This is a genomic window from Agrococcus sp. Marseille-Q4369 (genome assembly GCF_018308945.1).
GTDB lineage: Bacteria > Actinomycetota > Actinomycetes > Actinomycetales > Microbacteriaceae > Agrococcus.
In genome coordinates this window covers 1,579,081-1,604,690 of record NZ_CP070501.1, presented here as the reverse complement: position 1 = coordinate 1,604,690, position 25,610 = coordinate 1,579,081, and the positions used below count along the sequence as shown (strand labels likewise).

At 71.1% G+C, this 25,610-nt stretch carries 26 protein-coding genes; 11 read left to right on the top strand and 15 right to left on the bottom strand.

Annotation, left to right across the window (positions count from 1 at the left end; translation table 11 throughout):
- Window positions 1–7 precede the first annotated feature (7 nt).
- The 8 genes from JSQ78_RS08035 to JSQ78_RS08000 form a co-directional block, all read right to left on the bottom strand.
- Window positions 8–1,696 carry a BCCT family transporter gene (locus JSQ78_RS08035; RefSeq protein WP_211446888.1) on the bottom strand — a complete coding sequence of 563 codons (1,689 nt, stop codon included), beginning with the start codon at window positions 1,694–1,696 and terminating at the stop codon, window positions 8–10.
- 123 nt (window positions 1,697–1,819) lie between these two features.
- Window positions 1,820–2,866 (bottom strand): LLM class flavin-dependent oxidoreductase, encoded by a 1,047-nt coding sequence (locus JSQ78_RS08030; protein WP_211446886.1) that lies wholly within the window; start codon window positions 2,864–2,866, stop codon window positions 1,820–1,822.
- Between the two features lie 19 nt (window positions 2,867–2,885).
- Window positions 2,886–3,086: a tautomerase family protein gene (locus tag JSQ78_RS08025; protein WP_211446884.1), complete on the bottom strand. Its 201-nt coding sequence runs from the start codon at window positions 3,084–3,086 to the stop codon at window positions 2,886–2,888.
- A gap of 11 nt (window positions 3,087–3,097) precedes the next feature.
- A complete protein-coding gene (locus JSQ78_RS08020) occupies window positions 3,098–4,606 on the bottom strand; it encodes an aldehyde dehydrogenase (protein ID WP_249295550.1) in 1,509 nt (502 codons plus the stop codon).
- Window positions 4,603–5,433: an alpha/beta fold hydrolase gene (locus JSQ78_RS08015; RefSeq protein ID WP_249295547.1), complete on the bottom strand. Its 831-nt coding sequence runs from the start codon at window positions 5,431–5,433 to the stop codon at window positions 4,603–4,605. Before JSQ78_RS08015 ends, JSQ78_RS08020 begins: the two co-directional genes overlap by 4 nt.
- 9 nt (window positions 5,434–5,442) lie before the next feature.
- Entirely contained in the window at window positions 5,443–6,036 is a 594-nt protein-coding gene (locus JSQ78_RS08010) for an amino acid synthesis family protein (RefSeq protein WP_249295545.1), read from the bottom strand.
- Window positions 6,033–6,704, bottom strand: a complete 672-nt coding sequence (locus JSQ78_RS08005) for an amino acid synthesis family protein (protein ID WP_211446882.1) — start codon at window positions 6,702–6,704, stop codon at window positions 6,033–6,035. Before JSQ78_RS08005 ends, JSQ78_RS08010 begins: the two co-directional genes overlap by 4 nt.
- Window positions 6,701–7,465, bottom strand: coding sequence for a GntR family transcriptional regulator (locus JSQ78_RS08000; RefSeq protein WP_211446881.1), 765 nt, complete (start codon window positions 7,463–7,465; stop codon window positions 6,701–6,703). The genes JSQ78_RS08005 and JSQ78_RS08000 overlap by 4 nt, the downstream gene beginning before the upstream one ends.
- Window positions 7,466–7,596: 131 nt before the next feature.
- Here JSQ78_RS08000 and JSQ78_RS07995 point away from each other — a divergent pair, with 131 nt between their 5' ends.
- The 3 genes from JSQ78_RS07995 (at window position 7,597) to JSQ78_RS07985 (ending at window position 10,669) form a co-directional block, all read left to right on the top strand.
- The gene (locus JSQ78_RS07995; RefSeq protein ID WP_211446880.1) at window positions 7,597–8,541 is read left to right on the top strand and encodes a flavin reductase; all 945 of its coding nucleotides are present in this window, start codon (window positions 7,597–7,599) and stop codon (window positions 8,539–8,541) included.
- An 86-nt stretch (window positions 8,542–8,627) separates the two neighbouring features.
- Window positions 8,628–10,091, top strand: a complete 1,464-nt coding sequence (locus JSQ78_RS07990) for a purine-cytosine permease family protein (protein WP_211446879.1) — start codon at window positions 8,628–8,630, stop codon at window positions 10,089–10,091.
- Window positions 10,088–10,669: a cysteine hydrolase family protein gene (locus tag JSQ78_RS07985; protein ID WP_211446878.1), complete on the top strand. Its 582-nt coding sequence runs from the start codon at window positions 10,088–10,090 to the stop codon at window positions 10,667–10,669. Before JSQ78_RS07990 ends, JSQ78_RS07985 begins: the two co-directional genes overlap by 4 nt.
- Before the next feature lie 51 nt (window positions 10,670–10,720).
- Here the strand turns inward: JSQ78_RS07985 and JSQ78_RS13840 are convergent, their stop codons facing one another.
- From JSQ78_RS13840 to JSQ78_RS07965, 4 genes are all read right to left on the bottom strand, one after another.
- Window positions 10,721–10,936, bottom strand: coding sequence for a hypothetical protein (locus tag JSQ78_RS13840; RefSeq protein WP_502756121.1), 216 nt, complete (start codon window positions 10,934–10,936; stop codon window positions 10,721–10,723).
- A 136-nt stretch (window positions 10,937–11,072) separates the two neighbouring features.
- A complete protein-coding gene (locus tag JSQ78_RS07975) occupies window positions 11,073–12,332 on the bottom strand; it encodes an alpha-hydroxy acid oxidase (RefSeq protein ID WP_211446876.1) in 1,260 nt (419 codons plus the stop codon).
- Between the two features lie 47 nt (window positions 12,333–12,379).
- A complete protein-coding gene (locus JSQ78_RS07970) occupies window positions 12,380–13,711 on the bottom strand; it encodes an MFS transporter (RefSeq protein ID WP_211446875.1) in 1,332 nt (443 codons plus the stop codon).
- A 124-nt stretch (window positions 13,712–13,835) separates the two neighbouring features.
- Window positions 13,836–14,537 carry a FadR/GntR family transcriptional regulator gene (locus JSQ78_RS07965; protein WP_211446873.1) on the bottom strand — a complete coding sequence of 234 codons (702 nt, stop codon included), beginning with the start codon at window positions 14,535–14,537 and terminating at the stop codon, window positions 13,836–13,838.
- A gap of 84 nt (window positions 14,538–14,621) precedes the next feature.
- Here JSQ78_RS07965 and JSQ78_RS07960 point away from each other — a divergent pair, with 84 nt between their 5' ends.
- From JSQ78_RS07960 to JSQ78_RS07935, 6 genes are all read left to right on the top strand, one after another.
- Window positions 14,622–14,843 carry a hypothetical protein gene (locus JSQ78_RS07960; RefSeq protein ID WP_211446872.1) on the top strand — a complete coding sequence of 74 codons (222 nt, stop codon included), beginning with the start codon at window positions 14,622–14,624 and terminating at the stop codon, window positions 14,841–14,843.
- On the top strand, window positions 14,840–15,277 hold the full coding sequence (locus tag JSQ78_RS07955) for a type II toxin-antitoxin system VapC family toxin (RefSeq protein ID WP_026373128.1): 438 nt from the start codon (window positions 14,840–14,842) through the stop codon (window positions 15,275–15,277). Before JSQ78_RS07960 ends, JSQ78_RS07955 begins: the two co-directional genes overlap by 4 nt.
- A gap of 89 nt (window positions 15,278–15,366) precedes the next feature.
- Complete coding sequence (locus tag JSQ78_RS07950; protein WP_211446870.1) at window positions 15,367–16,821, top strand: DUF3375 domain-containing protein; 1,455 nt, start codon at window positions 15,367–15,369, stop codon at window positions 16,819–16,821.
- A complete protein-coding gene (locus tag JSQ78_RS07945; protein WP_211446868.1) occupies window positions 16,818–17,549 on the top strand; it encodes a DUF4194 domain-containing protein in 732 nt (243 codons plus the stop codon). Before JSQ78_RS07950 ends, JSQ78_RS07945 begins: the two co-directional genes overlap by 4 nt.
- A 2-nt stretch (window positions 17,550–17,551) precedes the next feature.
- Window positions 17,552–20,875 carry an ATP-binding protein gene (locus JSQ78_RS07940; RefSeq protein WP_249296018.1) on the top strand — a complete coding sequence of 1,108 codons (3,324 nt, stop codon included), beginning with the start codon at window positions 17,552–17,554 and terminating at the stop codon, window positions 20,873–20,875.
- Between the two features lie 26 nt (window positions 20,876–20,901).
- Window positions 20,902–22,020 (top strand): Wadjet anti-phage system protein JetD domain-containing protein, encoded by a 1,119-nt coding sequence (locus JSQ78_RS07935; protein ID WP_211446864.1) that lies wholly within the window; start codon window positions 20,902–20,904, stop codon window positions 22,018–22,020.
- On the opposite strand, the gene JSQ78_RS07930 is transcribed toward JSQ78_RS07935, so the two are convergent.
- From JSQ78_RS07930 to JSQ78_RS07920, 3 genes are read right to left on the bottom strand one after another with little or no spacing between them, the layout of a single operon-like run.
- Window positions 22,011–22,268 (bottom strand): type II toxin-antitoxin system RelE family toxin, encoded by a 258-nt coding sequence (locus JSQ78_RS07930; RefSeq protein ID WP_249295543.1) that lies wholly within the window; start codon window positions 22,266–22,268, stop codon window positions 22,011–22,013. The genes JSQ78_RS07935 and JSQ78_RS07930 overlap by 10 nt on opposite strands.
- Window positions 22,265–22,525 carry a type II toxin-antitoxin system prevent-host-death family antitoxin gene (locus tag JSQ78_RS07925; RefSeq protein WP_211446862.1) on the bottom strand — a complete coding sequence of 87 codons (261 nt, stop codon included), beginning with the start codon at window positions 22,523–22,525 and terminating at the stop codon, window positions 22,265–22,267. The genes JSQ78_RS07930 and JSQ78_RS07925 overlap by 4 nt, the downstream gene beginning before the upstream one ends.
- Window positions 22,526–22,580: 55 nt before the next feature.
- Window positions 22,581–23,228, bottom strand: a complete 648-nt coding sequence (locus tag JSQ78_RS07920) for a hypothetical protein (RefSeq protein ID WP_211446861.1) — start codon at window positions 23,226–23,228, stop codon at window positions 22,581–22,583.
- Between the two features lie 150 nt (window positions 23,229–23,378).
- On the opposite strand from JSQ78_RS07920, the gene JSQ78_RS07915 reads away from it, so the two are divergent.
- Window positions 23,379–24,311, top strand: a complete 933-nt coding sequence (locus JSQ78_RS07915) for an SDR family oxidoreductase (RefSeq protein ID WP_211446859.1) — start codon at window positions 23,379–23,381, stop codon at window positions 24,309–24,311.
- A 192-nt stretch (window positions 24,312–24,503) separates the two neighbouring features.
- Window positions 24,504–25,601, top strand: coding sequence for a type I restriction endonuclease (locus JSQ78_RS07910; RefSeq protein ID WP_211446857.1), 1,098 nt, complete (start codon window positions 24,504–24,506; stop codon window positions 25,599–25,601).
- Window positions 25,602–25,610 lie beyond the last annotated feature (9 nt).

The window sequence follows — 25,610 nt, the reverse complement described above, 5'->3', positions numbered from 1 at the left end:
CGGCGCTCTACTTGAGCCGCAGCGTCCCCGTCCGCAGCTCCTCGCGGCGCACGTCGCGCATCCGGTCGAAGTGCGCGTCGCGCCGCAGCTGGTGGATGAGCGAGTAGCCCAGCAGCGCCACGATGATCGTGAACGGCAGGGCCGAGAGCATCGCCGCCTGCTGCAGCGCGCCGAGTCCGCCCATGAGCAGCAGCAGCACCGCGCACACGCCCGTCAGCGCGCCCCAGATGGTGAGCACCGGCTTCGTCGGATCGAGCGAGCCGCGCGACGACAGCATGCTGAGCACGAACGTGTTCGCGTCGGCACCCGAGATGAAGAACAGCACCACCAGGATGATCGCGACCACCGAGGTGATGCCCAGCAGCGGCAGGTTGCCGAGCATCTCGAAGAACGCCGAGTTGATGTTCTCGCCGGTCGCGGCACCGATCTGGCCGCCGTTCTCCATGTCGAAGCTGATCGCGGCGCCGCCGAAGATCGTGAACCAGCCGAAGAAGACCAGGCTCGGCACGATCATGACGCCCAGCACGAACTGCCGCACGGTGCGCCCACGCGAGATCTTCGCCAGGAAGACGCCCACGAAGGCGCCCCAGCTGAGCCACCAGGCCATCATGAAGTACGTCCACCACTGCATCCACTCCGAGTCGCTGCTGGAGAGCGGCGTGATGAAGCTCATCTCGAAGAAGCTGTCCACGTAGGAGCCGGTCGAGCGCACGAACAGGTTCGAGATGAAGCTCGTCGGGCCGACGAGGAACACGAACAGGCCCAGCAGCACCGAGATGCCCATCGTGATCTGGCTGATGTACTTGATGCCGCGGTTCACGCCCGAGAGGGCCGAGAGCGTGAAGATGGCGGTGATCACGGCGATGATGAGCACCTGCACGAACATGTCGGTCGGCAGCCCCAGCACGCGGTTGAGGCCCTCGGTGATCTGCGAGGCGCCCAGGCCGAGCGACGTGGTGGTGCCGAAGAGCGTCGCGATGATCGCGAACACGTCGATGACGTTGCCGAGCGGGCCGTCGACGCGGTCGCCGAACACCGGCCGCAGCATCGGCGAGACGAGTCCGGTGTTGCCCTTGCGGTGCGTCGAGTAGGCGATCGCGAGCCCGAAGACGCCGAACACCGCCCATGCGTGGGGGCCCCAGTCGAAGTACGAGAACTGCATCGCCACGACCGCCGCCTCCTGCGTGCCGGCCTCGGCGAGGCCGTGCGGGGGCGTGATGAAGTGCGAGATCGGCTCGGCGACGCCGTAGCTGATGAGGCCGATGCCCATCACCGCCGAGAGGATCATCGCCAGCCACGCCCAGGTGCTGAACTCGGGCCGGTCGGTGTCGGCGCCGAGCCGGATGCGGCCGAAGCGGCTGAACGCGAGGTAGGCCAGCAGCGCGATGCAGCCGGTCGTGACCACCAGGTACGACCAGCCGAGCGAGTCGGTGGTCCAGCCGATCGCGGTCGTCATCGTCTCGTTGAGCGACTCGGGCGAGAGTGCCGCCCACGCGACGAACGCCAGGATCAGCCCGATCGAGAGCCAGAAGACGACGCCGGGCTTGTGCCTCAGCGCCTCGGCCCTCGCCTGCGCCTCGCTGAGCTCGCCGCTCGGCTCCAGGCCGTGCCCAGCGAAGGGCGGGTCGTCCGGGCGGGTGTCGAAGCCGGCGCCTCGGCCGACCGGTCGTGTCTCGAGCGGCGTCTGCTCGTCCATGGTGTGCTCCACTTCGTTGTGTTGCCTGCTGCGGCTGGGGTCGGGTCGTGCTGAGGGGAAGGGTCGTGGTCTGGGGCGGTGACGGATGCGCGGGCGCCGCCCGGCGCATCCGTCACCTCGGTCTCACTGGAAGGCGGGCACCACCTCGTCGAGGAACAGGCGCAGCGATGCCGCCTTGTCCTCGTGCGACATGGAGTTGTCGATCCAGAAGGCGTACTCGTCGACGCCCATCGCCTCGTACTGCTTCAGGCGCTCGACGACCTCGGCGGGCGTGCCGATCATCGCCGTGCGGTGCAGGCTCTCGGGCTGGAACTCGGGGCGCTCGGCGAACTTCGACTCCGGGCTCGGCTCGTGGAAGCCGTTGACGGCCTCGACCTTGTTGCCGAACACCGCGTCGAAGGTGCGGTAGAAGCGGTTGATCGCCTCGGCCGGCGCGCGCCAGCCCTCGGGGTCGCTCTCGGCGTGCACGTGCGTGTGGCGCAGCACCATGATCTCGGGGCGGCGAGTGACCTCGGGGTGGTCGGCGATCGCGGTCTCGAACTTGTCGACGAGCGCCTGCACCTCCTCGTCGCCCTTCGCCAGCGGCGTCACCATCACGTTGCAGCCGTTCGCGACCGCGAAGTCGTGCGAGGAGGCGTCGCGCGCGGCGATCCACATCGGCGGGCCCTCGGGGCGCACGGGCTTGGGCACGCTCGTCGAGGTCGGGAACTGCCAGATGTCGCCGTCGTGGGCGTAGTCGCCCTCCCACAGCTTGCGGATCGCCGGCACGATCTCGCGCAGGTGCGCCCCGCCGTCGGTCGCGGCGACGCCCGGCACGAGGCGGTCGAACTCGAACTGGTAGGCGCCGCGCGCCAGGCCGATCTCGGCGCGGCCGCCGCTGATCACGTCGAGCAGCGCCGCTTCGCCCGCCGCCCGGATGGGGTTCCAGAACGGGGCGATGATCGTGCCGGCACCGAGGCGGATGCGCTCGGTGCGGGCGGCGAGATACGCCAGCTGCAGCATGGGGTTGGGCGAGATGGTGTACTCCATCGCGTGGTGCTCACCGATCCACACCTTGTCGAAGCCGCCGGCCTCGGCGGCGAGCACGAGCTCGGTGAGGTCCTCCCACGACTGCTGGTGCGGGACGGTGTCGTCCCACCGCTCCATGTGGACAAACAGCGAAAAGCGCATGATGATCCTCTCCTTCTCTCTACGTGCTGCTGGCGTCGCGCTCGGCGACGGTGGTGTCGGTGCGCGACCAGTGCTCGCGCTCGACCTCGCGCACGATGACGGTGATGTTCTCGGATGCGGCACCGACGGTGGTCTCGGCGGCCGCGTGGAGCGCGTGCATGAGCGCGCGCAGCTGCTCGGGGGTGCGCCCGCGAGCGATGGAGACGTCGATGAGCGGCATGGCCCTGGCCTCTAGCCCCGCATCACGAAGGGGTCGGCGACCGGCCCCTCATCGGTGTTGATCCACACGCTCTTGAGGCGCGTGTACTCGTGCATCGACTCGAGGCCGTGCTCGATGCCCACGCCCGAGCTCTTGAAGCCCTGCCGCGGCGACATCGGCGACATCGCCCGGTAGGTGTTCACCCAGATCGTGCCGGCGTCGAGTCGCCGCGCCATGCGGTGCGCGCGGGCGAGGTTCTGCGTCCACACGCCCGCGGCCAGGCCGTACTCGGTGTCGTTGGCGAGCGCGACGAGCTCGTCCTCGGTCTCGAAGGGCATGATGGCCGCGACCGGGCCGAAGATCTCCTCCCGCACGACGCGCATCGAGTTGTCGACATCCGTGAGCACGGTCGGCTGGTAGAAGTAGCCGGGGAGGTCCAGACCCTCGGGCCGGCCGCCGCCGACGCGCACCGACGCTCCCTCGGTCACGCCCAGGTCGACGTAGGAGGCGACCTTGTCGAGCTGGTCGGCGAAGGCGAGCGGGCCGAGCTCGGTCTCAGCTGCGAGCGGGTCGCCGATGCGGATCGATCGCGCGCGCTCCGAGACCCGCTCGAGCAGCTCGTCGTAGACAGCCTTGTGGGCGAAGACGCGGCTGCCGGCGATGCAGGTCTGGCCGCCGGCGGCGTAGATGCCGGCGATCACGCCCATCGCCGCGTTCGCGACATCCGCGTCGTCGAAGACGATGTTGGGGCTCTTGCCGCCGAGCTCGAGCGTGCAGCCGATGAAGCGGCTGGCAGCCTGCGCGGCGATGCGCGCGCCGGTGGCGGTCGAGCCGGTGAACGAGATCTTGGCGAGATCCGGATGCGCGACGAGGGCCGCGCCGGCCTCGGCGCCCATGCCGGTCACGACGTTGACGACGCCGTCGGGGAAGCCCGCCTCGGTCGCGAGCTCCGCGACCCGCAGGATGGTGCGGGAGGTGTACTCGCTGGGCTTGATGACGACGGTGTTGCCCGCGGCGAGCGCGGGCGCGATCTTCGAGGTCGTGAGCGTCAGCGGCGAATTCCACGGCGTGATCGCGCCGACCACGCCGAGCGGCTCGCGCTGCGTGTAGTTGAGGATCTCGTAGGTGGAGGTGGGGATCTGGGCGCCCTGCACCTTGTCGGCGAGCCCGGCGTAGTAGTAGTAGTACTCCGGCAGCGTCGCGAGCTGCCCGCGCATCTCGCGCAGCAGCTTGCCGTTGTCGAGGCTCTCCGAGCGGGCCAGCTCCTCGGCGTTCGCGGCGATCAGGTCGCCGAGGTTGCGCAGCAGCCGGCCGCGCTTGGTGGGGCTGAGCCGGCTCCAGGCGGGGTTCTCGAACGCCGCCTTCGCAGCGGCGACGGCGCGGCGCACGTCCTCCTCGTTGCCGCGCGCGGCCTCGTAGAGCGGCTCGAGCGTGGCGGGGTTGATGCTCGTGAAGTGCTCGCCGCTGCTGCCGGCGACGCGCTCGCCGCCGATCCAGTGCTGCAGTCGCTCGGTCGCGGTGGACATCGTGGCGGTGGTCATGGCTGCGATACCTCGACGTTCTGGGTGGTTGAAGCGGATGCGATGAAGTCGGTGAGTGCCGCGGCGAGCGCGGGTGCGTCCTCGACCGGCAGCATGTGGCGGGCGCCGGGCACGATGCGGGCGCGGGCGCCGGGGATGGCGTCGGCGAGCCGCCGCGACATGTCGGGCGTGGAGCCCGGGTCGAGCTCGCCGGTGATCGCGAGCGTCGGCGCGGCGATGCCGCCGAGCTCGGGCGAGATCTCGCGGTCGCCGCGGGCGAAGACCGCGTAGGCGTGCAGGTAGGAGGTGGCGTCGTTGGCGAGCAGCACGCGCTCGGTGGCGGCGATCGTCTCGGCAGGCACCGTCGTGCCGGCCGGGTACCAGCGCTCGATCGAGGCGGCGGCACTCGCGGCGAAGTCATCGTGGGCGGCCTGGAGCCGCGCCTCGACGGCGGCGGACTCCTCGGGTGTGCGCCGGCACACCGAGCTCACGCACGTGAGCGTGGCGACCCGCTCGGGGTGGGAGCGCGCGATGCGCTGCGCGATGAGCGCGCCGAGCGAGAAGCCCACCAGGTGCACCGCACCGGCGGATCCGGCCGCCTCCGGCAGGCGCTCCAGCACGTCGTCGGCGAGGTCGGCGAGCGACTGCGGCGAGCGCAGCGGCGGCTCCGCGCCGTGGCCGGGCAGGTCGAGCGCGACGACGTCGGCACCCAGCGGGCCGCGCCCGAGCAGGCCGCGCACCGCATCCCACATGGTGCGGTCGAGGCCCACGCCGTGCAGCAGCACCACCGGGGCGATGCCCGACGCGCCCGTGCCGCGGGGCTGCGCCATCGCAGCGTCGTCGCTCATCGCCGCTCGCTACTGCTCGGTCGCCAGCGCCGCGAGGCGCTGCTGGGGTCGGCCCTGCGCGGCAGCCGCGAGGGCGACGAGGATCTCGCCGGCGTGCGGGGCGTCGGCGACCTGCACCTCGACGCTCTGGTGGTGCGAGCGGATCGTGGCGTCGGTGATGTGCTTGAGCGGGATGTCGAAGCTCGTGCCGGCCGGCGCGCGCTTCTCGACCGCCGGCAGCAGCGTCGTGGCGCTCGCGGCAGTGCGGAAGTGGTCGCCGAACTTGAGCGTGTGGATGAGCGCCGAGCCGTGCTCGACCTCGCCCTCCAGGCCGACGATCGCAGCCTTGCCGTAGGCCTCGACGGTGGCGCCGAGCGCCGCGACGACGCGCGGCGCGAGCAGCGCGCCCAGGTCGGAGGCGACCGCGTCGATGCCGCCGCTCAGGTCGTCGACGAAGCCCTGCCCGTGCCACGGGTTGTCGATGACGGCGGCGACCACCGCGACGCGAGCGACCGGCTCGACCGGCCGCCCGCCCTCTGCGGCGATCTCCTCGACGAAGGTGGTGATCTTGCGCACGTGCAGCGCGCCGGTGGTGTCGGCAGTGGTGCCAGCGGTCTCGGTCACAGCGGGAGCTCCTTCAGGATGTCGGATGTGATGACGCGATCGGTCGAGCGGTCGCCGATGCGGGCGTGCGGGCGGGGGCCGGTGGAGGCCGCCGCGATGACGGCGAGCTCGCCCGGGTGGGGGGCGTCGGCGAGGTGCACCTCGAGCGACTGGTAGAAGTCGCGTGTGGCGGGCGCCGTCTTGTGCCAGAGGGGGATGCGGTGGCTCGAGCCGGCGGCCGAGCGCGCGTCGGAGAAGCACAGGATCGACGTGCCCTCCAGCGCCTCGCGCATGAGGTTGCCGAAGTAGGGGGTGTGGATGAGCGCGCCGGCGTGCTCGATCTCGCCGTCGAGCCCGACGACCGCGGCCTTCCCGAACGCCTGCACCGCATCCGGCCCGCCGAGCACGTCGGTCAGCCGGTCGGTGAGCAGCTTCGCGAGCACCGGCGCGATGCGCTGCGTCTCGGGCTCGAGGTCGTGCGTCACGGAGGTGCCGGCCCACGGGTTCGCGATCACGGCGATCGAGGCTGCGCGCAGGATGGGCGCGGCGCGGGCGACGCCCGGCAGCTCCTCAGTGATGGTGCGGATGCTGCGCAGGCCGATCGCGGCCGCGATCGCCTCGTAGCCGTGCAGGGTCGAGCTGCTCGAGAGGTCGACGATGCGCGCGGGCGCGGTGGCGGTCGTGGTCATGCCCGTACTCCTGTGGTCGTGCCGGTGGCGTCGATGCCGTCGTCGGCCGTGCGGCCGGCGGCGCCGGCCTCTGGGGTGCCGAGCTCCTCCTGCGCGATCGCGCGCATGGTCGCGTCGCTCGAGGCGTCGACGTGCCGGCGGGTGGCCAGCTCGGCGCCGATGTGGTCGCGCGCCTCGATGGCGAGCACGATGCTCTCGTGCTCGTGCTGCGAGTCGCGCAGCCGGCCGGGCTGGTCGACGGCCTTGCGCACGAGGCGGTGGTAGGCGAGCTGGTTCATGAGCCGGTCGTAGTGCTCGCTGAGCTTGCTGTTGTCGGCGCCGGCGATGAGCGCGTGGTGGAACTCGTGCACGAGCGCGGCGTAGTGCGCGCCATCGCCGCGGCGGACGGCGTCGGCGGAGGCGGCCAGGTTGCGCCGCAGCGCGTCGAGCTCGGCCACGGCGCCGCGGCGGGCGAAGAGGCCGGCGGCGAGCCCCTCGAGCCCGCTCTTGAGCTCGAACAGCTCGACGATCTCGCGACGGGTGGGCTGGCGCACGAAGGTGCCCACGCGCGGGCGGATCTCGACGAGCCCCTCGTTCTCGAGCTGCTTGAGCGCCTCGCGGATGGGCGTGCGGCTCACCTGGAACTCCTGCGCGAGGAACAGCTCGGGCAGCGGCGCGCCCGGCTGGTAGTCGCCGCTGAGCACGAGGGTGCGCAGGCGATCGAGCAGCGGCGTCTCGGCCGCGCCCGCTCCATTGCCGGATCGCTCGGAAGTCTCTTGCATGCAAGCAACGTACCTTGCATGCCACATGCGTGCAACCCATCCGCTCATTTTCCGCATTTTACTGGCGATACTTGACGAACCACTGGTCGACACTTACGATCACTGGCATGCAAGACATCACGGGGGCTGGTATGCCAGACATCAGGAGCGCGGTGCTCTCCGCGTGGGAGGCCGCGTGGGATCGCGGCGAGGTCGATCGGCTCGACGAGGTGATGACGGACGACTTCGTGCGCGAGAGCGCCGCCTCGGGCAGCCGTACCGACCTCGCCGGGCACAAGCGCGAGATCCTCGAGGTGCGGGCCGCGTTCCCCGACCTGACGACGACCGTTGAGAAGCTCATCATCGATGGCGACGACTTCGCCATTTTCTGGAGCACCACCGGCACCTTCACGAACGACCTGGGCGAGGTGCCCGCCACCGGCACCCGCGTGCACACGCGCGGCTCGAACCAGGGCATCCTGCGCGACGGCCGCATCGCCTTCGAGCGCGTCACGTGGGATCAGAGCGAGATGCTCGCCGACCTGGGCGTGCCGTCGCTGCGCGCCGCGTTCGACGCGACCGCCGACTCGATCGTCGACGACCTCTCGGGCGACTTCGCCCGCGAGGCGCTCAAGGGCTTCAACCGCCAGTTCATCACCGGCGTCACGGTCGTGACGACGACGGATGCGGAGGGCCGGCCCCGCGGGCTCGCCGCGAACTCGTACGCCTCGGTCTCGCTCGACCCGCCGCTCGTGCTCATCTGCGTGCAGAAGACCTCGTCGACCTACCCGGCGCTGTTCCACTCGCAGCACCTGGGCATCAACATCCTCGGCACCGACCAGCGCGACACCCTCGCGACCTTCGCCTCGCGCGACCCCCACAAGTTCGCGAGCGTGCAGTGGCACGCGGGGCCCAAGGGCTCGCCGCTCATCGACGGCTCGGCCGCGTCGATCGAGGCGGAGATCAAGGAGCGCTTCCAGGCGAAGACCCACACCGTCTTCATCGCGCGCGTGATCCACGCCGATGTCGGGGAGGCCGTGCCGATCGTCTACAAGGCGGGCCAGTTCTACGACGGCGCCTCCCTCACCGAGCTCTGACGACCCCTCGCCGACCGAGCTCGGGCCGCCCAGCGGCCACCACGCATCCGCCCCACCCCACCACCCCAGCAGAAGGCAATGACGCCATGACTGACCACACCCCCTTCATCGACCCGACGCCCACCTACGGCTCGTCGCTCACGCGCACCGAGCCCTTCGCGACCGAGGAGATCCCGGTCGCCGAGCGCCACGGACGCCCCCGCAACCAGTTCACGCTCTGGTTCGCCGCGAACATGGTGCTCGCCGTGCTCGTCTCGGGCTTCTTCTCATCGCTGTTCGGCCTGAACGTCTGGCAGGGGCTGAGCGCGGTCGCCGTCGGCACCCTGCTCGGCGCGCTCGTCATGGGCGTGCTCGCCGGCATCGGCACCAAGCTGGGCGTGCCCCAGCAGGTGCAGGGCCGCGGCCCGATGGGCTACTTCGGCAACTTCCTGCCCATCGCGCTGCTGACGATCGTCTCGGCGATCGGCTGGACGGCCGTCAACACCGTCTTCGCGGTGCTCGCGCTGCAGCAGCTGGTCGACGTGCCCTTCTGGGGTGCGGCGATCGGGATCTTCGCGGTGCAGGCGGTCTTCGCCATCTGGGGCCACAACCTCATCCACCTCATCAACAAGATCGCCACGGTCGTGCTGGCGATCCTGTTCGCCGTCATCACGGTGCTGTCGTTCCAGCGAGCGGAGCTGACGCAGGCGGTCAACACCGACGCGCCGTTCTACATGGGCGAGTTCGCCGGCTGGCTCACCTTCGCGGGCTTCTTCTTCGCGTACGTCATGACGTGGACGCCCTTCGCCTCCGACTTCTCGCGCTACCTGCCGCGCTCGACCTCGCACACGAAGGTCACCCTCTACACCGCCGGCGGCTCGTTCGTGGCGATGATGTGGCTGGGCGGCATCGGCGTGCTCGTCTCGAGCTTCGCCGGCGAGCTCGACGCGATCGCGGCGCTCGCCGAGCTCACCGGCAGCTGGGCGCCGATCGCGATGGCGACCGTCGTGCTCTCGACGCTGCCGGTGAGCGCCATGAACCTCTACGGCGGCTCACTGTCGCTGCTGACGATCCACATCCCGGTCGGTCGCATCGTCGGCGTCATCGTGATCGCGGCGATCAGCCTCGGCATCACGCTGCTCATGCAGACCAACCCCTACGGCAGCTTCTACGACTTCCTGCTCGTGCTCGCCTACCTCGTGGTGCCCTTCAGCACCATCCTGCTGCTCGACTACTTCCTGCGCCTGCGCAAGCTCGGCGCCGCGGGCACGCGCGAGCTGTTCGACAAGCGTCGCGTCATCGAGTGGGGCTTCGTCGCCTGGATCATCGGCTGCGCCTTCTCGGCCCTCTTCTGGCAGTCGACCCTGTTCACCGGGCCGCTCGCGGGGGTGTTCGCCGAGTTCGGCGACGTCTCCTACCTGGCCGGCGCCATCGGTGCGACCGCCGCCTACCTGGTGGTGCGCAAGCTGCCGCCGCTGGCCCGCCGCAGCGCGACCGCGCCGCAGCGCACGTTCGACGCGACGAGCGGGCAGCCCGCGGGCGGGGCGCCGGTCGATACGGTGTCGGCGTGACGCACTCCACTGCCGTCGGCGGCCGGGCGCAGCCCCGGCCGTCGGCCGTGCCGCCCGCGCTCGTCGTGATCGACATGCAGCAGATCTTCCGCGACCCCGCGAGCCAGTGGGCGACCGGCGGCTACGAGGCGGCGGCCGAGCGCATCCGCGCGCTCGTCGATGCCGCCGAGGGGCCCGTGATCTGGACCCGCTTCGTGCGCGACCCGGCCGAGCCCGGCAGCTGGCGCGCCTACTACGAGCGCTGGGACGAGTGCCGCGACGAGCCCGACTCGCCGGCGTGGGATCTCACGATGCCCGTCGCCGACGAGCACGCAGTGCTCTCGCTGCCGACCTTCTCGAAGTGGGGCGACGAGCTCGCCGCGCTCACCGCCGAGCACCCCGAGCTGGTCGTCTGCGGCGTCGCGACCGACTGCTGCGTGCTCTCGACCGTGCTCGGCGCCGTCGACGCCGGCAAGGCGATCACGGTGGTGACGGATGCGTGTGCCGGCGCGACCGACGAGGCCCACGACCAGGCTGTGGCACTGATGGGCATGCTCGCGCCGATGGTGCGCCTGGCCGAGACGGCCGAGCTCGTCTGAGCCGCATCCGCGACCTGGTGCCGACGCGCGCACGCCGCGCGCTCGCCGCCGCTACAGGAACTCGAGCAGGATCACGCCGACGCGGCGCTCCTCATCGTCGGCCAGCCGCTCCATCTGCGGCGCGAAGTCGCGGTCGTGGCTGACCAGCATGACGTCGGCGTCGCGGTCGACGAGCGCCTCGGCCGTGCGCTGGATCGCGATGTCGACGATCTTGCCCTCGCCGCTCAGCGGCACCGGGCGGTAGCCCATCGCGATGAGCGCCTGCACGAACGACGCGGGCAGCTCGTGTGAGACCGGCTCGCCCGACGCGCCGGGCGGGAAGCTGCTGCTCGTGCGCTGAGCCGACCGCAGATGCCGAAGGGCCGCCCGGTGAACGGGCGGCCCTTGACGTTGCGACGCGAGCTCAGCGCACCGACGGCACCGACGCATCCGCCTGCACCGGCATCAGCCGGCGCAGCTGCGTGACGTGACGGGGCTCGAGCTCCTCGAGCGACGAGACGCCGAGCAGCGCCATCGTGCGGGCGATCTCGGAGCGGAGGATCGCGATCGTGCGGTCGACGCCCTGGCGGCCGCCGGCCATGAGGCCGTAGAGGTAGGCGCGGCCGATGAGCGTGAACTTCGCGCCGAGCGCGACCGACGCGACGATGTCGGCGCCGTTCATGATGCCCGTGTCGATCATGACCGTCGCATCCTTGCCGACCTCGCGCACGACCTGCGGCAGCAGGTGGAACGGCACGGGGGCTCGGTCGAGCTGGCGGCCGCCGTGGTTCGACAGGATGATGCCGTCGACGCCGAGGTCGATGAGCCGCACCGCGTCGGGCACGTTCTGCACGCCCTTCACGACGAGCTTGCCCGGCCACATGCTGCGGATGACGTCGAGGTCCTCGTACGAGATCGTCGGGTCCATCGCCGAGTTCAGCAGCTCGCCGACCGTGCCGCCCGTCGTCGAGAGCGATGCGAACTCGAGCTTCGGCGTCGTCAGGAAGTCGAACCACCACCACGGCCGCGGGATCGCGTTCGCGATCGTCTTGATCGACAGCTGCGGCGGGATCGAAAAGCCGTTGCGCGTGTCGCGCAGGCGCGCGCCGGCGATCGGGGTGTCGACCGTGAACATGAGGGTGTCGAAGCCCGCGGCGGCCGCGCGCTCGACGAGGCCGTAGGAGATCTCGCGCTGGCGCATGACGTAGAGCTGGAACCAGTTGCGGCCGTGCGGGTTCGTCGCCTTGACGTCCTCGATCGTCGTCGTGCCGAGCGTCGAGAGCGTGAAGGGGATGCCCGCGGCAGCCGCTGCACCGGCGCCGGCCGTCTCGCCCTCGGTCTGCATGAGGCGCGTGAAGCCCGTCGGGGCGATGCCGAACGGCATCGCGCTCGGGCCGCCGAGCACCTGGGTCGACATGTCGACGCGCTCGGCCGGGCGCAGGATGTCGGGGTGGAACTCGACGTCCTCGAACGCCTGCCGCGCGCGAGCGAGCGAGACCTCGCCGTCGGCGGCGCCGTCGGTGTAGTCGAAGGCGGCCGCGGGCGTGCGGCGCTTCGCGATGACGCGCAGGTCGTCGATCGTGAGCGCGTTGTTCAGCCGGCGGCGGCGGCCGTCGAGGTCGGGCTTCTTGAACTGCATGAGCTCCATGAGCTCGAGCGGCTTGGGCAGCTGGCGCTTCACCATGCTGTGCCTCCTGGTTCCTTCTGGGATGAGTGGATGCGTGGGGTCGCTCAGCGAGCGACGGTCTGGGCGGCGACGTCGAAGTCGGTCGGCTCGCGGTGCGCGACGTGCTTGATGAAGAACGACGCGATCACCGAGAGCGAGGCGCAGACCGCGACGTATGCGGCGATCGGCCACCACTGACCGCCGCTGACCTCGAGCAGCCACGCGGCGATGAGCGGTGCGGTGCCGCCGAAGATCGCGGCGCCCACCTGGTAGCCGAGCGTCGCGCCGGTGTAGCGCACCTCCGGGCTGAAGCTCTCGGCGATGAGCGTGCCGAGGATCGCGTTGACGCTGCCCCACAGGATGCCGAAGGCGACGATCGTCGCGGCGAAGACCGCCCACGTCTCGCCGATGTTGAGCACCCAGTAGTAGGGCACGACGAGCACGATCGTGGTGATCGCCGAGAAGCGGTAGAGCACCGGTCGGCCGACCTTGTCGGAGAGGTGGCCGAAGAACGGCATCCAGATCGTCGCGACGAGCGCGGCGGCGGCGACCGCGAGCAGCACCGTGTTCTGCCGCACGTCGAGGATGTTCGTCGCGTAGGCGATGACGTAGGTGCCGAAGATGTAGAACGGGCCGGTCTCGGCGGCCTTCGCGCCGATGGAGACGAGCACGGCGCGCCAGTGCTTCGTCAGCACCTCCTTGATCGGCAGGCGCAGCTGCGCGCCGGTCTCGCGGATGCGCTTGAACTCGGGCGTCTCGTCGAGGCCGTTGCGGATCCACAGGCCGATGAAGACGAGCACGATCGAGCCGACGAACGGCACGCGCCAGCCCCACGAGAGGAACTGGTCCTCGGGCAGGAGCGTGAGCAGCGCGACGACGGCCGAGGCGAGCAGCAGGCCGAGCGAGATGCCCATCTGCGGCACGGCGCCGTAGAGGCCGCGCCGGTGCTTCGGCGCGTACTCGTAGGCGAGCAGCAGCGCGCCGCCCCACTCGCCGCCGATGCCGATGCCCTGCAGGATGCGGAACAGCAGCAGCAGGATGGGCGCCGCGATGCCGATCGCGGCGTAGTCGGGCAGCAGACCGATCGCGACCGTGCCGCCGCCCATGAGCATGAGCGTGAGGAAGAGCGTCTTCTTGCGGCCGATGCGGTCGCCGATGTGGGCGAAGACGATGCCGCCGACGGGGCGGAAGAAGAAGGTGAGCGAGAACGACGCGTAGGCGAGCATCGTCGACAGGAACGGGTCGTCGGTCGGGAAGAACGTCTTGTTGAAGACGAGCGCCGCGACGGTGCCGTAGACGAGGAAGTCGAACCACTCGATGACGGAACCCGAGAGGCTGCCGATGAGGACGCGGTAGTTGAGGCGCTCCGGCGGGGCCGCAGTAGTCGTGCTGGACAAGAGTTCTCTCCCTCGAGAAGGTCCACGGGATGTGGTCGAACCATGTGGTCGAACCACAGTGACAGTAGGGGGACGGTGTCCGTCAAGTCAAGCGGCGGATGCGCTCGCGGGCGTGCCGCGCGGATCACTCTTCCGGCGTCGGCGCGCTCTGCGAGGTCTCGCGGTAGTAGCCGCGGATGTGAGCCTGGATGCGCTCGGCGGCGCCGTCGCGGTCGTTCGCCCGGAGCCGCTCGAGGATCCCGCGATGCTCGCTCCGCAGCCGCACGGCGGTCGACGGCCAATCCGGGAGCGCCTCGGCGCGCTCCCGCGTGTGGTCCGCGATCGAGGTGCGGAGCGCATCCATCAGCGTCGACAGCAGCGGGTTGTGCGCGGCGCGCGCGATCGTGACATGGAACTCGGCGTCGAGCTCGAGGAAGTCGGGCACCGCGAGCGCGGGGTCGTCCATGCGGTCGAGCAGCGCCGCGGCGGCCGCGACTTCGCGCTCGCCGAGCTCGGCGTGCTCGGCGCTCCACGTCTCGAGCAGCAGGCGTGCTTCGTAGATGTGCCGGTGCTCGACGTGCCGGGTCGCGAGCTGCATGCTGAGGGCGAGCGCGAGCGCCTGCTCGGGCGCGGCGGTGAGGATCGTGCCCGAGCGCGGGCCCGATCCGGTCGACGTGCGGATGGTGCCGAGCGCTTCGAGCACGCGCAGCGCCTCGCGCAGCGATCCGCGCGAGATGCCGAGCGCCTCGGCGAGCGCGCGCTCGCCCGGCAGGTGGTCGCCGATGGTGAGCCGGCCGCTCTGCAGCTCCTCGGTCACCCACGCCATCACGCGCTCGTGCGTCTTCATCGCTCTCGAGTATCCCAGCGGCTCGACCGGTCCGGCTGCCCATGCACCTGCTACAGTATGCTCATGAAATCGGAGCGGCTGCAGGTGCTGATCGAGACCGAGCAGCGGGTGCGGCTTGAGCAGCGGGCGGCCGACCGCGGCGTCTCGGTGGCTGCCCTGGTCAGGGACGCGATCGACCTGGTGTACCCGCCGCACGGTGATCGCCGCGCCGCCGCGGCAGCCGACATCCTCGCGGCCGAGCCCATGGCCGTCGGCGATCCGGCGGCGCTCCGCGCAGAGCTCGACGAGCTCCGGGGCGGCGCGTGATCCTGCTCGACACGAGCGTGCTCGTCTACGCCGTCGGCGCAGAGCATCCGCTGCGCGAGCCGTGCCGAGCCGTCATCGCCGCCGTCGGCGACGGCACGCTCGCGGCCACGACGACGGTGGAGGTGCTGCAGGAGTTCGCTCATGTGCGTGCTCGGCGGCGCGGGCGCGACGACGCCGCGGCGCTGACCGAGCGCTACGCGACCGCCTTGGCTCCGCTGATCAGCGTCGACGCAGACGATCTCTCGGCCGGGCTGCGCCTCTTCCGGGAGCACGAGCCGCTCGGAGCCTTCGATGCCGTGCTCGCGGCCGTTGCTCAGCGCCGCGACCACGTGCGAGCGCTCGTCTCCGCGGATCGCGGCTTCGCGAGCATCCCGGGCCTGGTGCACCTCGACCCGGGCGCGAGCGGCTTCCGCGCCGCGGCCGGCATCGGCTGAAGCGCGCCGGGAGCGCATCCCGCGGCTCGCGGGCTCGTCGCGTGCGCGTCACCGGCCTCCGCCAGAATGGACGTCATGGGGGCTCGACGATGACCACGGTCAGCGCCGCGCTGCGCTTGCAGCGGCTCGTCGCCGACGACCCTGCGCTCGCGCTGCTGCGCGCGGAGCACGCGCCGATCATCGTCGCGCTCCTCTCGAGACTGCTCGGCGGCGACGTGCGCCGCCGCCCGGCCGAGGAGTTCATCGACCTCGTCGACGCCGACCTCGATGCGCTGCGACCGCACTTCGAGCTGCCGCAGACCGGCAAGGCCTACGCGGCCGCGTGGCGCGCGGCGGGCTGGCTCGTGCGGCGGCCCGCAGCCGAGGCGCGCGCCGAGACCGTCGAGCTCTCGCCGGCGGCGCTGCGGGCGATCCGCGTCTTCGAGCAGCTCGAGCAGCCGCGGGCGACCGCCACGGAGTCGCGGCTCATGACCATCCGCGACCAGGTGCAGCGCCTCGCGATCGAGACCGACCCCGACGGAGCGCGCCGGCGCGAGGCGCTCGAGCGCGAGCGCGCCGCGATCGACGCGCAGATCCGAGCGATCGGTGAGGGGCGCTTCGAGCCGCTCGATGCGGCGCGCACGAAGGAGCGGGTCGCCGAGATCCTGCGGCTCGCCGAGGACGTGCCCTCCGACTTTCAGCGCGTGCGATTCCGCTTCGACGAGCTGAACCACGAGCTCATGGCGAGCCTCCTCGACGCCGACGAGTCGCAGCGCACCGTGCTCGAAGACATCTTCCGTGGCGTCGACCTCATCGAGCAGACCGACGAGGGGCTCACGTTCGCCGCGTTCTCGGCCCTCGTGCTCGATGCCGAGCGCAGCGAGGCCTTCGAGGCCGACATCGCGAGCCTGCTCGAGCGCGACCTCGGCGACGCGATGTCGATGTCCGAGCGCCGGTTCCTGCGCACCTTCCTCCGCGAGCTCAAGCTCCACAGCCACGAGATCCACGGCGTGCTCGCCGAGTTCGCCCGCGGCTTGCGTCGCTACGTGCAGTCGCAGGACTTCCAGCGCGACCGCGCACTGCAGCGCAGCATCCGCGCCACGCTCGCGACCGCGCTGCAGACGGCCAAGCACGTCAAGCCGTTCCACGCGAGCGGCGTGGAGCTGCCGCTCACGTCGGTGGAGCTCTCGAGCATCGGCGCGCTCACCCCTCACGACCCATCTGAGTTCGCGATCGACGAGCACGTCGTCGCCCACGAGCCCGGGCTCGCCGACTACGAGCAGCTCAAGGCTCTCGCGCGCGAGACCGAGATCGACTTCGAGGAGCTCGCCGGCGTCGTCAACGCGCGGCTGCGCGGCGCCGAGCCGCTCACGGTCGCTCAACTGCTCGCCGACTGGCCCGCCACCCAGGGCGTCGCGAGCGTCGTCGGCCTCATGACGCTCGCGATGCGGCACGGCGACGTCTCGGGCGACGAGACCGAGACGGTCGTCTGGCCCGGCGTCGACGGCGAGACCCGCAGCGCCGTGGTGCGCAGTCACCGCTTCGTCGAGAGGATCCCGACATGACCGATGCGCACGCGTCAGCGCCCGCGCTCGAGCACACCGCTTCCGAGCACGCGACCCCTGAAGACAACCGGTCGGATGCGTCGGCAGGCTCTTCGGCGCTCTGGCCGGGAGACGCGGGCCGGCTCCGAGAGGACTCCCGGCGCGCGCTGCTCGAGCTCATCCAGGGCCCCTACCTCTCATCCTCCAACCGCGGTCGGCTGTGGGTCGCGCTGCTCGCCGACGCCGATGAGATCCGCTCGCGGCTGCACGAGCTCTTCCTCGAGCTCGTGATCGACCGGAACGACGAGATCGCGTTCGTGCGTCCGGTCGACGCGGGGGAGCGCCCGGTGCCGCTCGCCGTGCGCTCGCGAGCGCTGACGTTCATGGACACGCTCATGCTGCTCGTGCTGCGCCAGCACCTGCTCGCCGCCCGCGGCGAACGGCGCGTGTTCGTCGATCGCAGCGACGTCTTCGAGCAGCTCGCGCCCTACCGGGTCGCGCGCGACGAGGCCGACTTCGAGCGCCGCATGAACGCATCCTGGACCAAGCTCATGAACAAGCTCGGCCTCATCCACCGCGCCGGCGGAGATGAGCGAGTCGAGATCTCGCCCGCACTGCGGCTCATCTTCGACGACGACCGCGTGCAGTCTCTGCGCCGCGAGTACGAGCGGGTGCTCGAGCGCCGAGGCGATGGGGCGCTCGACCTGGACGCCACCATCGACGCCGACGACCGGGAGCCGACGCCGTGACGATGCTCGAGATCGAGGGGCTCGAGCTGCTCGAGCCGACGGTGCAGTGGCGACTCGCGGAGGTGCAGCTGCTCAACTGGGGCACCTTCGACGGCCTCCACCGGGTGCCGATCGCGCGCAAGGGGCAGCTCATCACCGGCAGCTCGGGCTCTGGCAAGTCGTCGCTGCTCGATGGCATCGCCGCCGTGCTCACGCCCGACGGCATGCTGCAGTTCAACGCGGCCGCGCAGGGCGCGGGCGGCGGGCGGGGCGACCGCAGCATCGTCAGCTATGTGCGCGGCGCGTGGTCGAAGGCCGCCGACGAGGAGCAGGACCGCGTCGTCAGCCGCTTCCTGCGGCCGGGCACGGTCGTGAGCGGGGTGCTGCTGCGCTACCACGACGGGGCCGACGCGGTGGTGACGCTCGCGCGGCTCATGTTCCTGAAGGGCACGTCGACCGACAAGGGCGACCTGCGCGACGCCTACTTGCTCGAGCAGGGCGAGCTCGACCTCGAGCGGCTGCGCGGCTTCGTCACGAGCGGCGCGAACGGCATCGACACCCGCGGTCTGCAGCGCGCACATCCGAAGGCGGTGCTGACGACGAGCGGCAAGCATGCGAAGTTCTACGCGCGGCTGCAGAGCGTGCTCGGCATCGGCGGCGACAACGCGCTGCAGCTGCTGCACCGCACACAGTCGGCGAAGAACCTCGGCAGCCTCGACCACCTCTTCCGCACCTTCATGCTCGATCGGCCCGCGACCTTCGCGATCGCTGACAACGCGGTGCAGCAGTTCGGCGAGCTGGACGCCGCACACCGGCACGTCGTCGACCTGCGGCGCCAGCGCGACGCGCTCACCGTCATGCGCGACCTCGGCGACCGCTACGACGACGCATCCGCACGCGCCGCCGCCGCCGGTGAGCTGCGCGACCTCGTGCGACCGTTCGAGGCGCGCGAGCGGCTGCGGCTCGCCCGGCAGGAGCGCGCGGCGGCCGAGATCGCCGCGCAGCAGGCGAGGGCGGCGCTCGCCGCGGCGCGAGCGGCCGACGCGGCCGCGGCCGACGACCACCGGATCGCGCAGCAGGCGCTCGATCGCGCAGGCGGTGCCGATCTCGTGCAGCTCGACGGCCGCATCCGAGACGCCGAGCGCGAGGTCGGGCACCGGCAAGCGCGGCTCGAGCGGCTCGCGCGCCAGCTCGCCGACGTCGGCATCGACCGTGCGCCCGGCGACGAGGCGCAATTCGCCGAGCTGCGGACGCTCGCTGCCGACGAGCTCCAGCAACCGGCGGCGAAACTCGACATGGAGCACCCCGCGGTGCAGCGGCTCGCGCAGTCCACCGAGCGGCGTCGGCGCATCGACGCCGAGCTGCAAGCGCTGCGCGACTCCCGCAGCAACGTCGACTCGCGGCGCTTGGGTGTGCGCGCGAGGCTCGCCGAGCACCTCGGCGTGCCCGAGCAGGCGGTGCCGTTCGCCGGCGAGCTGCTCGAGGTGCTGCCGGGCGAGCGCCGCTGGACGGGCGCGATCGAGCGGGTGCTGCGGCCGCTCGCCACGACGCTGCTCGTGCGCTCCGAGCACCTGGGGGCCGCGCGGCGTTGGATCGACGCGGAGTCGCTGGGGACGCGGCTCGTGTTCGAGGCGGTGGAGGCGGACGTGTCGTCGCCGCGCTCGCTCGCGAGCGACGCGTCGCTCGTGCGGAAGGTCGCGGTCGCCGACGGCGGCTTCCACGACTGGCTCGCGCACCGGCTGTCGGAGCAGTACGACATCGCGTGCGTCGAGACCGCCGACGAGCTCGACCGCTTCGCGCGCGCCGTCACGATCCGCGGACAGGTGAAGCGCTCCGCCACGCGCTACGAGAAGGACGACACGCACGCGATCGACGACCCGACACGGTGGCTGCTCGGCTCGAGCGAAGCGCGCCACGAGGCGCTCCTCGCTCAGCGCGCCGAAGCGGATGCCGACGCGAAGCGCGCGCACCGCGAGGTCGAGCAGCTGCAGGCTGACGTCGCGCTCAGCACTCGCCGACGCCAGCAGCTCAGCCAGCTCGTGACCGAGTCGTGGGAGCAGTACGACGCTGACGGCGCGGCCGCGCGCGTCGCGCAGCTTCAGCGGCAGCGGGTCGTGCTCACGAGTGCGAGCGGCGATCTCGAGCGCGCGGCAGCGGCCGAGCAGGAGGCCCGGGCCACCGCGGCGGCCGCGCGCGCCGCCGCCGATGAGGCGCTCGCGGCAGACCGCGCCACCGAGCGCGAGCTGCAGAGCCTGGCCGCCGCGATCGCAGAGGCCGAGCGGTCGATCGCGGCCGACGGCCGGGGCGAGCTCACGTCCGAGCCGGTCGAGCAGCTCGAGGCGCGGTTCCGCGAGGTGCGGCGGCGCGTGACGCTCGCCGACCTCCCGACCGCCGCGCGCGAGATCGAGGGGCGGCTCGGCCGAGAGCGCGAGCGCGCGATCGGCGAGCGCGACCTCGCCGCCCAGGACTTCGCAGCGGCCGCGACGAGCTTCAAGGAGAGATGGGCCGTCGCATCCGCCGACTTCGTCGCGCGCGTCGACGATCGCGCCGGCTTCCGAACGCTGCTCGACACGATCGAGGCGAACGACCTGCCCTCGCAGGAGCAGAGCTTCCGGCGGCTGCTGCGGGCGAAGTCGAGCGACGTCGTCGGGTTCCTGCGCAAGGAGCTGCTCGACGCGCCGAAGGAGGTGCGGGAGCGCATCGCGCCCGTGAACGAGTCGCTCGGGCGGTCGCAGTTCGACCGGGACCGGTTCCTGCGGATCCGCGTCAAGCTCACGCGGGGCGACATCGTGCAGCGGTTCATGCAGGAGCTCGCACAGATCGCCGAGGGCAGCTGGGACGACGAGGACGCCGCGTCGGCCGAGCGGCGATTCGAGGTGCTCGCGCAGCTGATGGCGCGCTTGGCCTCGAGCGAGCCGCCCGACCGCAAGTGGCGCGAGCTGTGCCTCGACACCCGGTTGCACGTCTCGTTCCTCGCCGAGGTCGTCGACCGCGCCGGGCTCGTGCTCGAGACCTACGACTCCGGGGCGTCGCTCTCGGGCGGCCAGCAGCAGAAGCTCGTGGTGTTCTGCCTCGCGGCGGCGCTCCGCTACCAGCTCACGCAGGACGGCGCTGAGCTGCCGCGCTACGGCACGGTCATCCTCGACGAGGCGTTCGACAAGGCCGACAGCAGCTACACCCGCATGGCGATGGACGTCTTCGTCGAGTTCGGCTTCCACATGGTGCTCGCCACCCCGCTCAAGCTGCTGCAGACGCTCGAGCCCTACATCGGCGGCGTCGCGGTGGTGCAGAACCCGACGCAGCGGCAGTCGACCGTCGACCAGCTCGGCTTCGAGCGGTCGCGGTGATCTCCGTCGAGGAGGCTCGCGCTCGCGTGGCGGCGAGGGTCACGGCGCTCGCCCGCGACTGGGCGGCCGACCCGGGGGCCGCCGCCGAGGCGGTCGTGCGCGTTGCGCTGCACCCGCCGAGCGAGCGGGACGCACTCGCTCAGCAGGGGGCGGTGATCGCCTGGCGCGACGCCTGGACGGCGGCCGCGACCGAACCCGGGGTCGCGCTCGAGTGGGCGACCCGCAGCTGGAGCCGTCTCGGCGCCCAGTCGGTGCCGGCGCGCGTCGCCATCGAAGGAGCGGATGCGCTCGCCCGCTTCGCCGGGCGAGAGACGGCGGGTGCGTGGGCGCGCGTGCGCGACCGGGTCGCGGCCGCGATCGACGGACTGGGCGGCGGCGCGGCGGTCGCCTCAGCCGCACGCTCGCACGCCACCGTGCTCGCCGCCTACGGCGACGACGAGTTCGGGGCGGTGCTCGACGTCTCGCGCTGGCTCGCCGAGCACCCGGTCGATGGCATGCGGCCCCGACAGCTGCCCATCCGCGGCGTCGACTCGAAGTGGTTCGGCGCCCACCGTGCGGTCGTGTCGGCGCTCGTGCTCGCCGCGAGCGGTCGCGAGTCGCTCGGCATCGTCGGCGATGCGCAGCAGTTCCGGGTGCGCCTGCTCGACGACCGGATGCTGCCGGGTGCTCCCCGCACCTTCGGCACGTCCGTGGAGGAGCTCACGACGTTGCGAGTCGAAGTCGACGCGGTGCTCGTGCTCGAGAACCTCGAGACGCTGCTCGCGCTGCCGCCGATGCCCGGCGTCGTCGGGGTGCACGGGGTCGGCTACTCGGCGGTCGAGCTCGCGCGCATCCCTTGGTTCACGGGCACGCGGGCGCTCTACTGGGGCGACCTCGACTCGAACGGCTTCGCGATCCTCCACCGATTGCGATCCGCTCTGCCCTCGGTGATCAGCGTGCTGATGGATGAGGAGGCGCTGCTCGCGCATCGCGACCTGTGGGTGCGGGAGCCGAAGCCGGCCCGGGGCGCCTACCCGACGCTCGAGCCGTTTGAGCAGGCCGCGCTCGACCGCTTGCGCGACGAAGGCGACGTGCGCCTCGAGCAGGAGCGCATCCCGTGGTCGTTCGCGCTCGAGCGCCTGCGCGCCGCGCTCGTTCAGCGGTAGACCATGTCGCGCCTGCCCAGGGTCACGACGACCACGAGCAAGCGGTCGTCCTCGATCGCGTAGACGACGCGGTAGTCGCCGCTGCGCACCCGCCACTCCGGCCGCCCGGTGAGCTTCCTCGCTGCTGGCGGCCGCGGATCCTCGGCGTGCAGCTCGAGCATCGCCTGCACGCGGCGCTTGCCGTCCGGCGGCAGCTTCCGAAGGGCGCGCGCTGCCGAGGGGAGCAGCCCAACGCGGTAGCGCTTCACGACAGGCCGAGGTCGCGCCTCACCTCATCCCACGGCACGGGCACCTCGTCGAGGCGCTCGGCCTCGTCCTCTGCTGCCGCCGCTGCCCTGATGTCGGCCAGCTCCTCCGCGTCGTCGAGCAGCCGTCGCAGGACGTCGGCGTCGACGATCGCGGCGACATCGCGGTCGCGGCGAGTGAGGTAGACGGGTGCGGTCCGCGCGCGGTCGACAAGCGTCGAGAGCCGATCGCGCGCGGCGGTGATGGTGACCCGATCCATGCGGCGAGGGTAGCGCCGCTGCCCGAGAATGGGAAGAAGTCCCGATCGCGCCATGTCAGCTCGCGAGGGCGTCCGAGGTCATCGGCATCGCGGAGAGCTCGCCCGGTCGCATGCCGACCGAGAGCAGCAGCGCGATCATCACCTCTGCAGCGACGGTCCAGACCGAGCAGCCCGGCACCATCGAGACCGCTGGGTTGCCGTGCTCGCACCGCTCCCACTCGAGCTGGGCGAAGCGCTGGGGGAGCGGAGAGGAGTGCATCAGGCGCAGCTCCCAGCCACCGTCCTGCTCCATCACGATCGTCACCGCGGCCGGCGCATCGACCGGCACCCGGCCGTCGGGCCACGGCGCGTGATCATGCTCTGAGCACAGCTGCAGGCCCCGAGCGACGATCTCGTCGGGCAGGAGCGCGGCGACCGGGACGACCGATGCGGCACCACCGCGCAGGCGCACGTGGTCGAGCACCTGCACGAGCTCGTGGAGGTCGCGCTTCCAGACCGGGTTGCCGAGTCGTGAACCGGTGATCGCCCGCCTGCCTGCGACGTCGCCCTCCGCGGAGCCGAGCCGCGCCTGCTCGCGCAGCCGTACGGGCGCACCCGCGTGCCGCGCGACCTGCTCGGCCTCGGAGCGCGTGCGCGCGATGCACTCGAACGACCCGCCTCCCTCGACGTCGAAGGTGAACCGGTGGGTCGCATCCGCTCTCATGACCGAAGGATGCGCGCGAACAGGGCGGCCACGTGACGCTCGGATGGCGGCCTGTGGAGAACCCGCACCTCCACGCGCGCTGTGCACCAGCCGCACACCGCGCTCAGCCCGGCTGGCTACCGTGCTGATCCCGACGCGAAGGAGCCAGTCATGACCGACCAGACGCACGCCGACGACGCGCACCTCGAGACCACCGACCAGCTGACGTTCCAGAACCCCGTCGATCGCTACCCCGCGATCGAGCCGCCCGAGCAGCACCAGGAGGAGCCGGGCCTCGACTCCGAGATGACGCCGAAGAGCGACCGCGGCGAGCACTCGTACCGCGGCACCGGCCGCCTGCAGGGCCGCAAGGCGCTCATCACCGGCGCCGACTCCGGCATCGGCGCGGCCGTCGCGATCGCGTTCGCGCGCGAGGGCGCCGACGTCGCCATCAACTACCTGCCGGCTGAGGAGTCCGACGCGCAGTGGGTCAAGGGCATCGTCGAGGCCGAGGGGCGCACGGCGGTCCTCCTCCCCGGTGACCTCACCGACGCATCCTTCTGCGAGACCCTCGTGACGGATGCGGTGGAGGGCCTGGGCGGGCTCGACATCCTCGTGAACAACGCGGGCAAGCAGATCGCGCAGGAGTCGCTCGAGGACATCGACGACGAGCAGCTCGTCGACACCTACGCCGTCAACGTGCTGGCGATGTTCCGCATCACGAAGGCGGCCCTGGGGCACCTGCAGCCGGGCTCGACGATCATCAACACCACGTCGGTCGTCGCCTACATGGCGCCGCCGGTGCTGCTCGACTACGCGTCGACGAAGGCCGCGATCAACAACTTCACGAAGGGGCTCGGGCAGCAGCTCGCGCCGAAGGGCATCCGCGTCAACGCGGTCGCGCCCGGACCGATCTGGACCCCGCTGCAGCCGACCGACGGCCAGCCGACCGAGGAGCTGCCGGAGTTCGGCAAGTCGACGCCGCTCGGCCGCGCCGGCCAGCCGACCGAGCTCGCGCCCGCCTACGTGTTCCTCGCCTCGCCCGAGTCGAGCTACGTCATCGGCGAGACGCTCAACGTGAACGGCGGCATGCCGACGCCGTGACGCTGAGAGATCCGTACGATCCGAGCCCGGGCGCGCTTCTTCGGAGGTGCGCCCGGGCTCGTCGTCTCGGGGCGAACGCCTCGTTGGAAGCAGCGCTTTCCCTTGACGCACCGCGATATTCGAGCACTGCGGTGGTGTGCTGAAGAAATGTCGCAAGCTCGCGCTACGTTCGTCCCAACGCGAGGAGGAACGATGGAGTTCAACGACCGGCTCGAAGCGCTTTCGGTGAAGGTGCAGAACCAGAAGTCTGCGATTCAGACCGAAGAGGCGACCAAGAACGCCCTCATCATGCCGTTCATCTCGTCGATCCTGGGCTATGACGTCTTCAACCCCCTCGAAGTGGTGCCGGAGTTCACGGCGGATGTCGGTCTCAAGAAGGGCGAGAAGATCGACTACGCCATCATGCGCGACGGTGAGGTGCAGATGCTCCTAGAGTGCAAGGCGTCGGTCGGCAACCTGAAGCTCGAGCACGCGTCGCAGCTCTTCCGCTACTTCGCCGTGACGAACGCGCGCATTGCGATCCTCACGAATGGGGAGGTCTACCAGTTCTACACAGACCTGGATGCGCCGAACCGGATGGATGAGAAGCCGTTCCTGGTGCTCGACCTCAGCGACATCGACCCCTCGGTAGTTCCGGAGCTGCGGAAGCTGACGAAGGAGAACTTCGATCTCGACTCGATCATCAGCGCTGCGGAGGAACTCAAGTACGTCGGTGCCATCAAGCGGGTCATCGCGGCGCAGTTCAAGGAGCCGTCGGACGAGTGGGTGAAATTCTTGACCTCTCGCGTTTACGACAAGGCGTTCACGCAGAAGGTGCGTGAGCAGTTCACGGGTCTCGTCACCAAGGCAGCGAAGCAGTTCCTGAGCGACCAGGTCAACGATCGGCTGAAGACGGCACTGGCAGCGACGGGGTACACGCCTGCCGTCGTTTCCCCCGCGACTGGGGCGGAGGTCGCGAGCGGCCCAGTGGCCGAGCAGGATCTCGACCGCGATACCGAGATCGACACCACGCTCGAGGAGCTCGAGGGCTACCAGATCATCAAGGCGATCGGCTGCAGCGAGGTGAAGCCACAGCGCATCGCTCACCGCGACGCGAAGTCGTACTTCGCGGTGCTCCTCGATGACAACAATCGCAAGCCGGTCGCGCGACTGCACTTCAACAACAAGAAGCAGAAGTACATCGGCGTCTTCGACGAGGCGAAGGTCGAGACTCGCCACCCGATCGACTCCCTGGAGGACATCTACTCGCACGCCGAAGCGATCCGCGAGTCGATCCGGCGCTACATGTAGAGGGAGAGG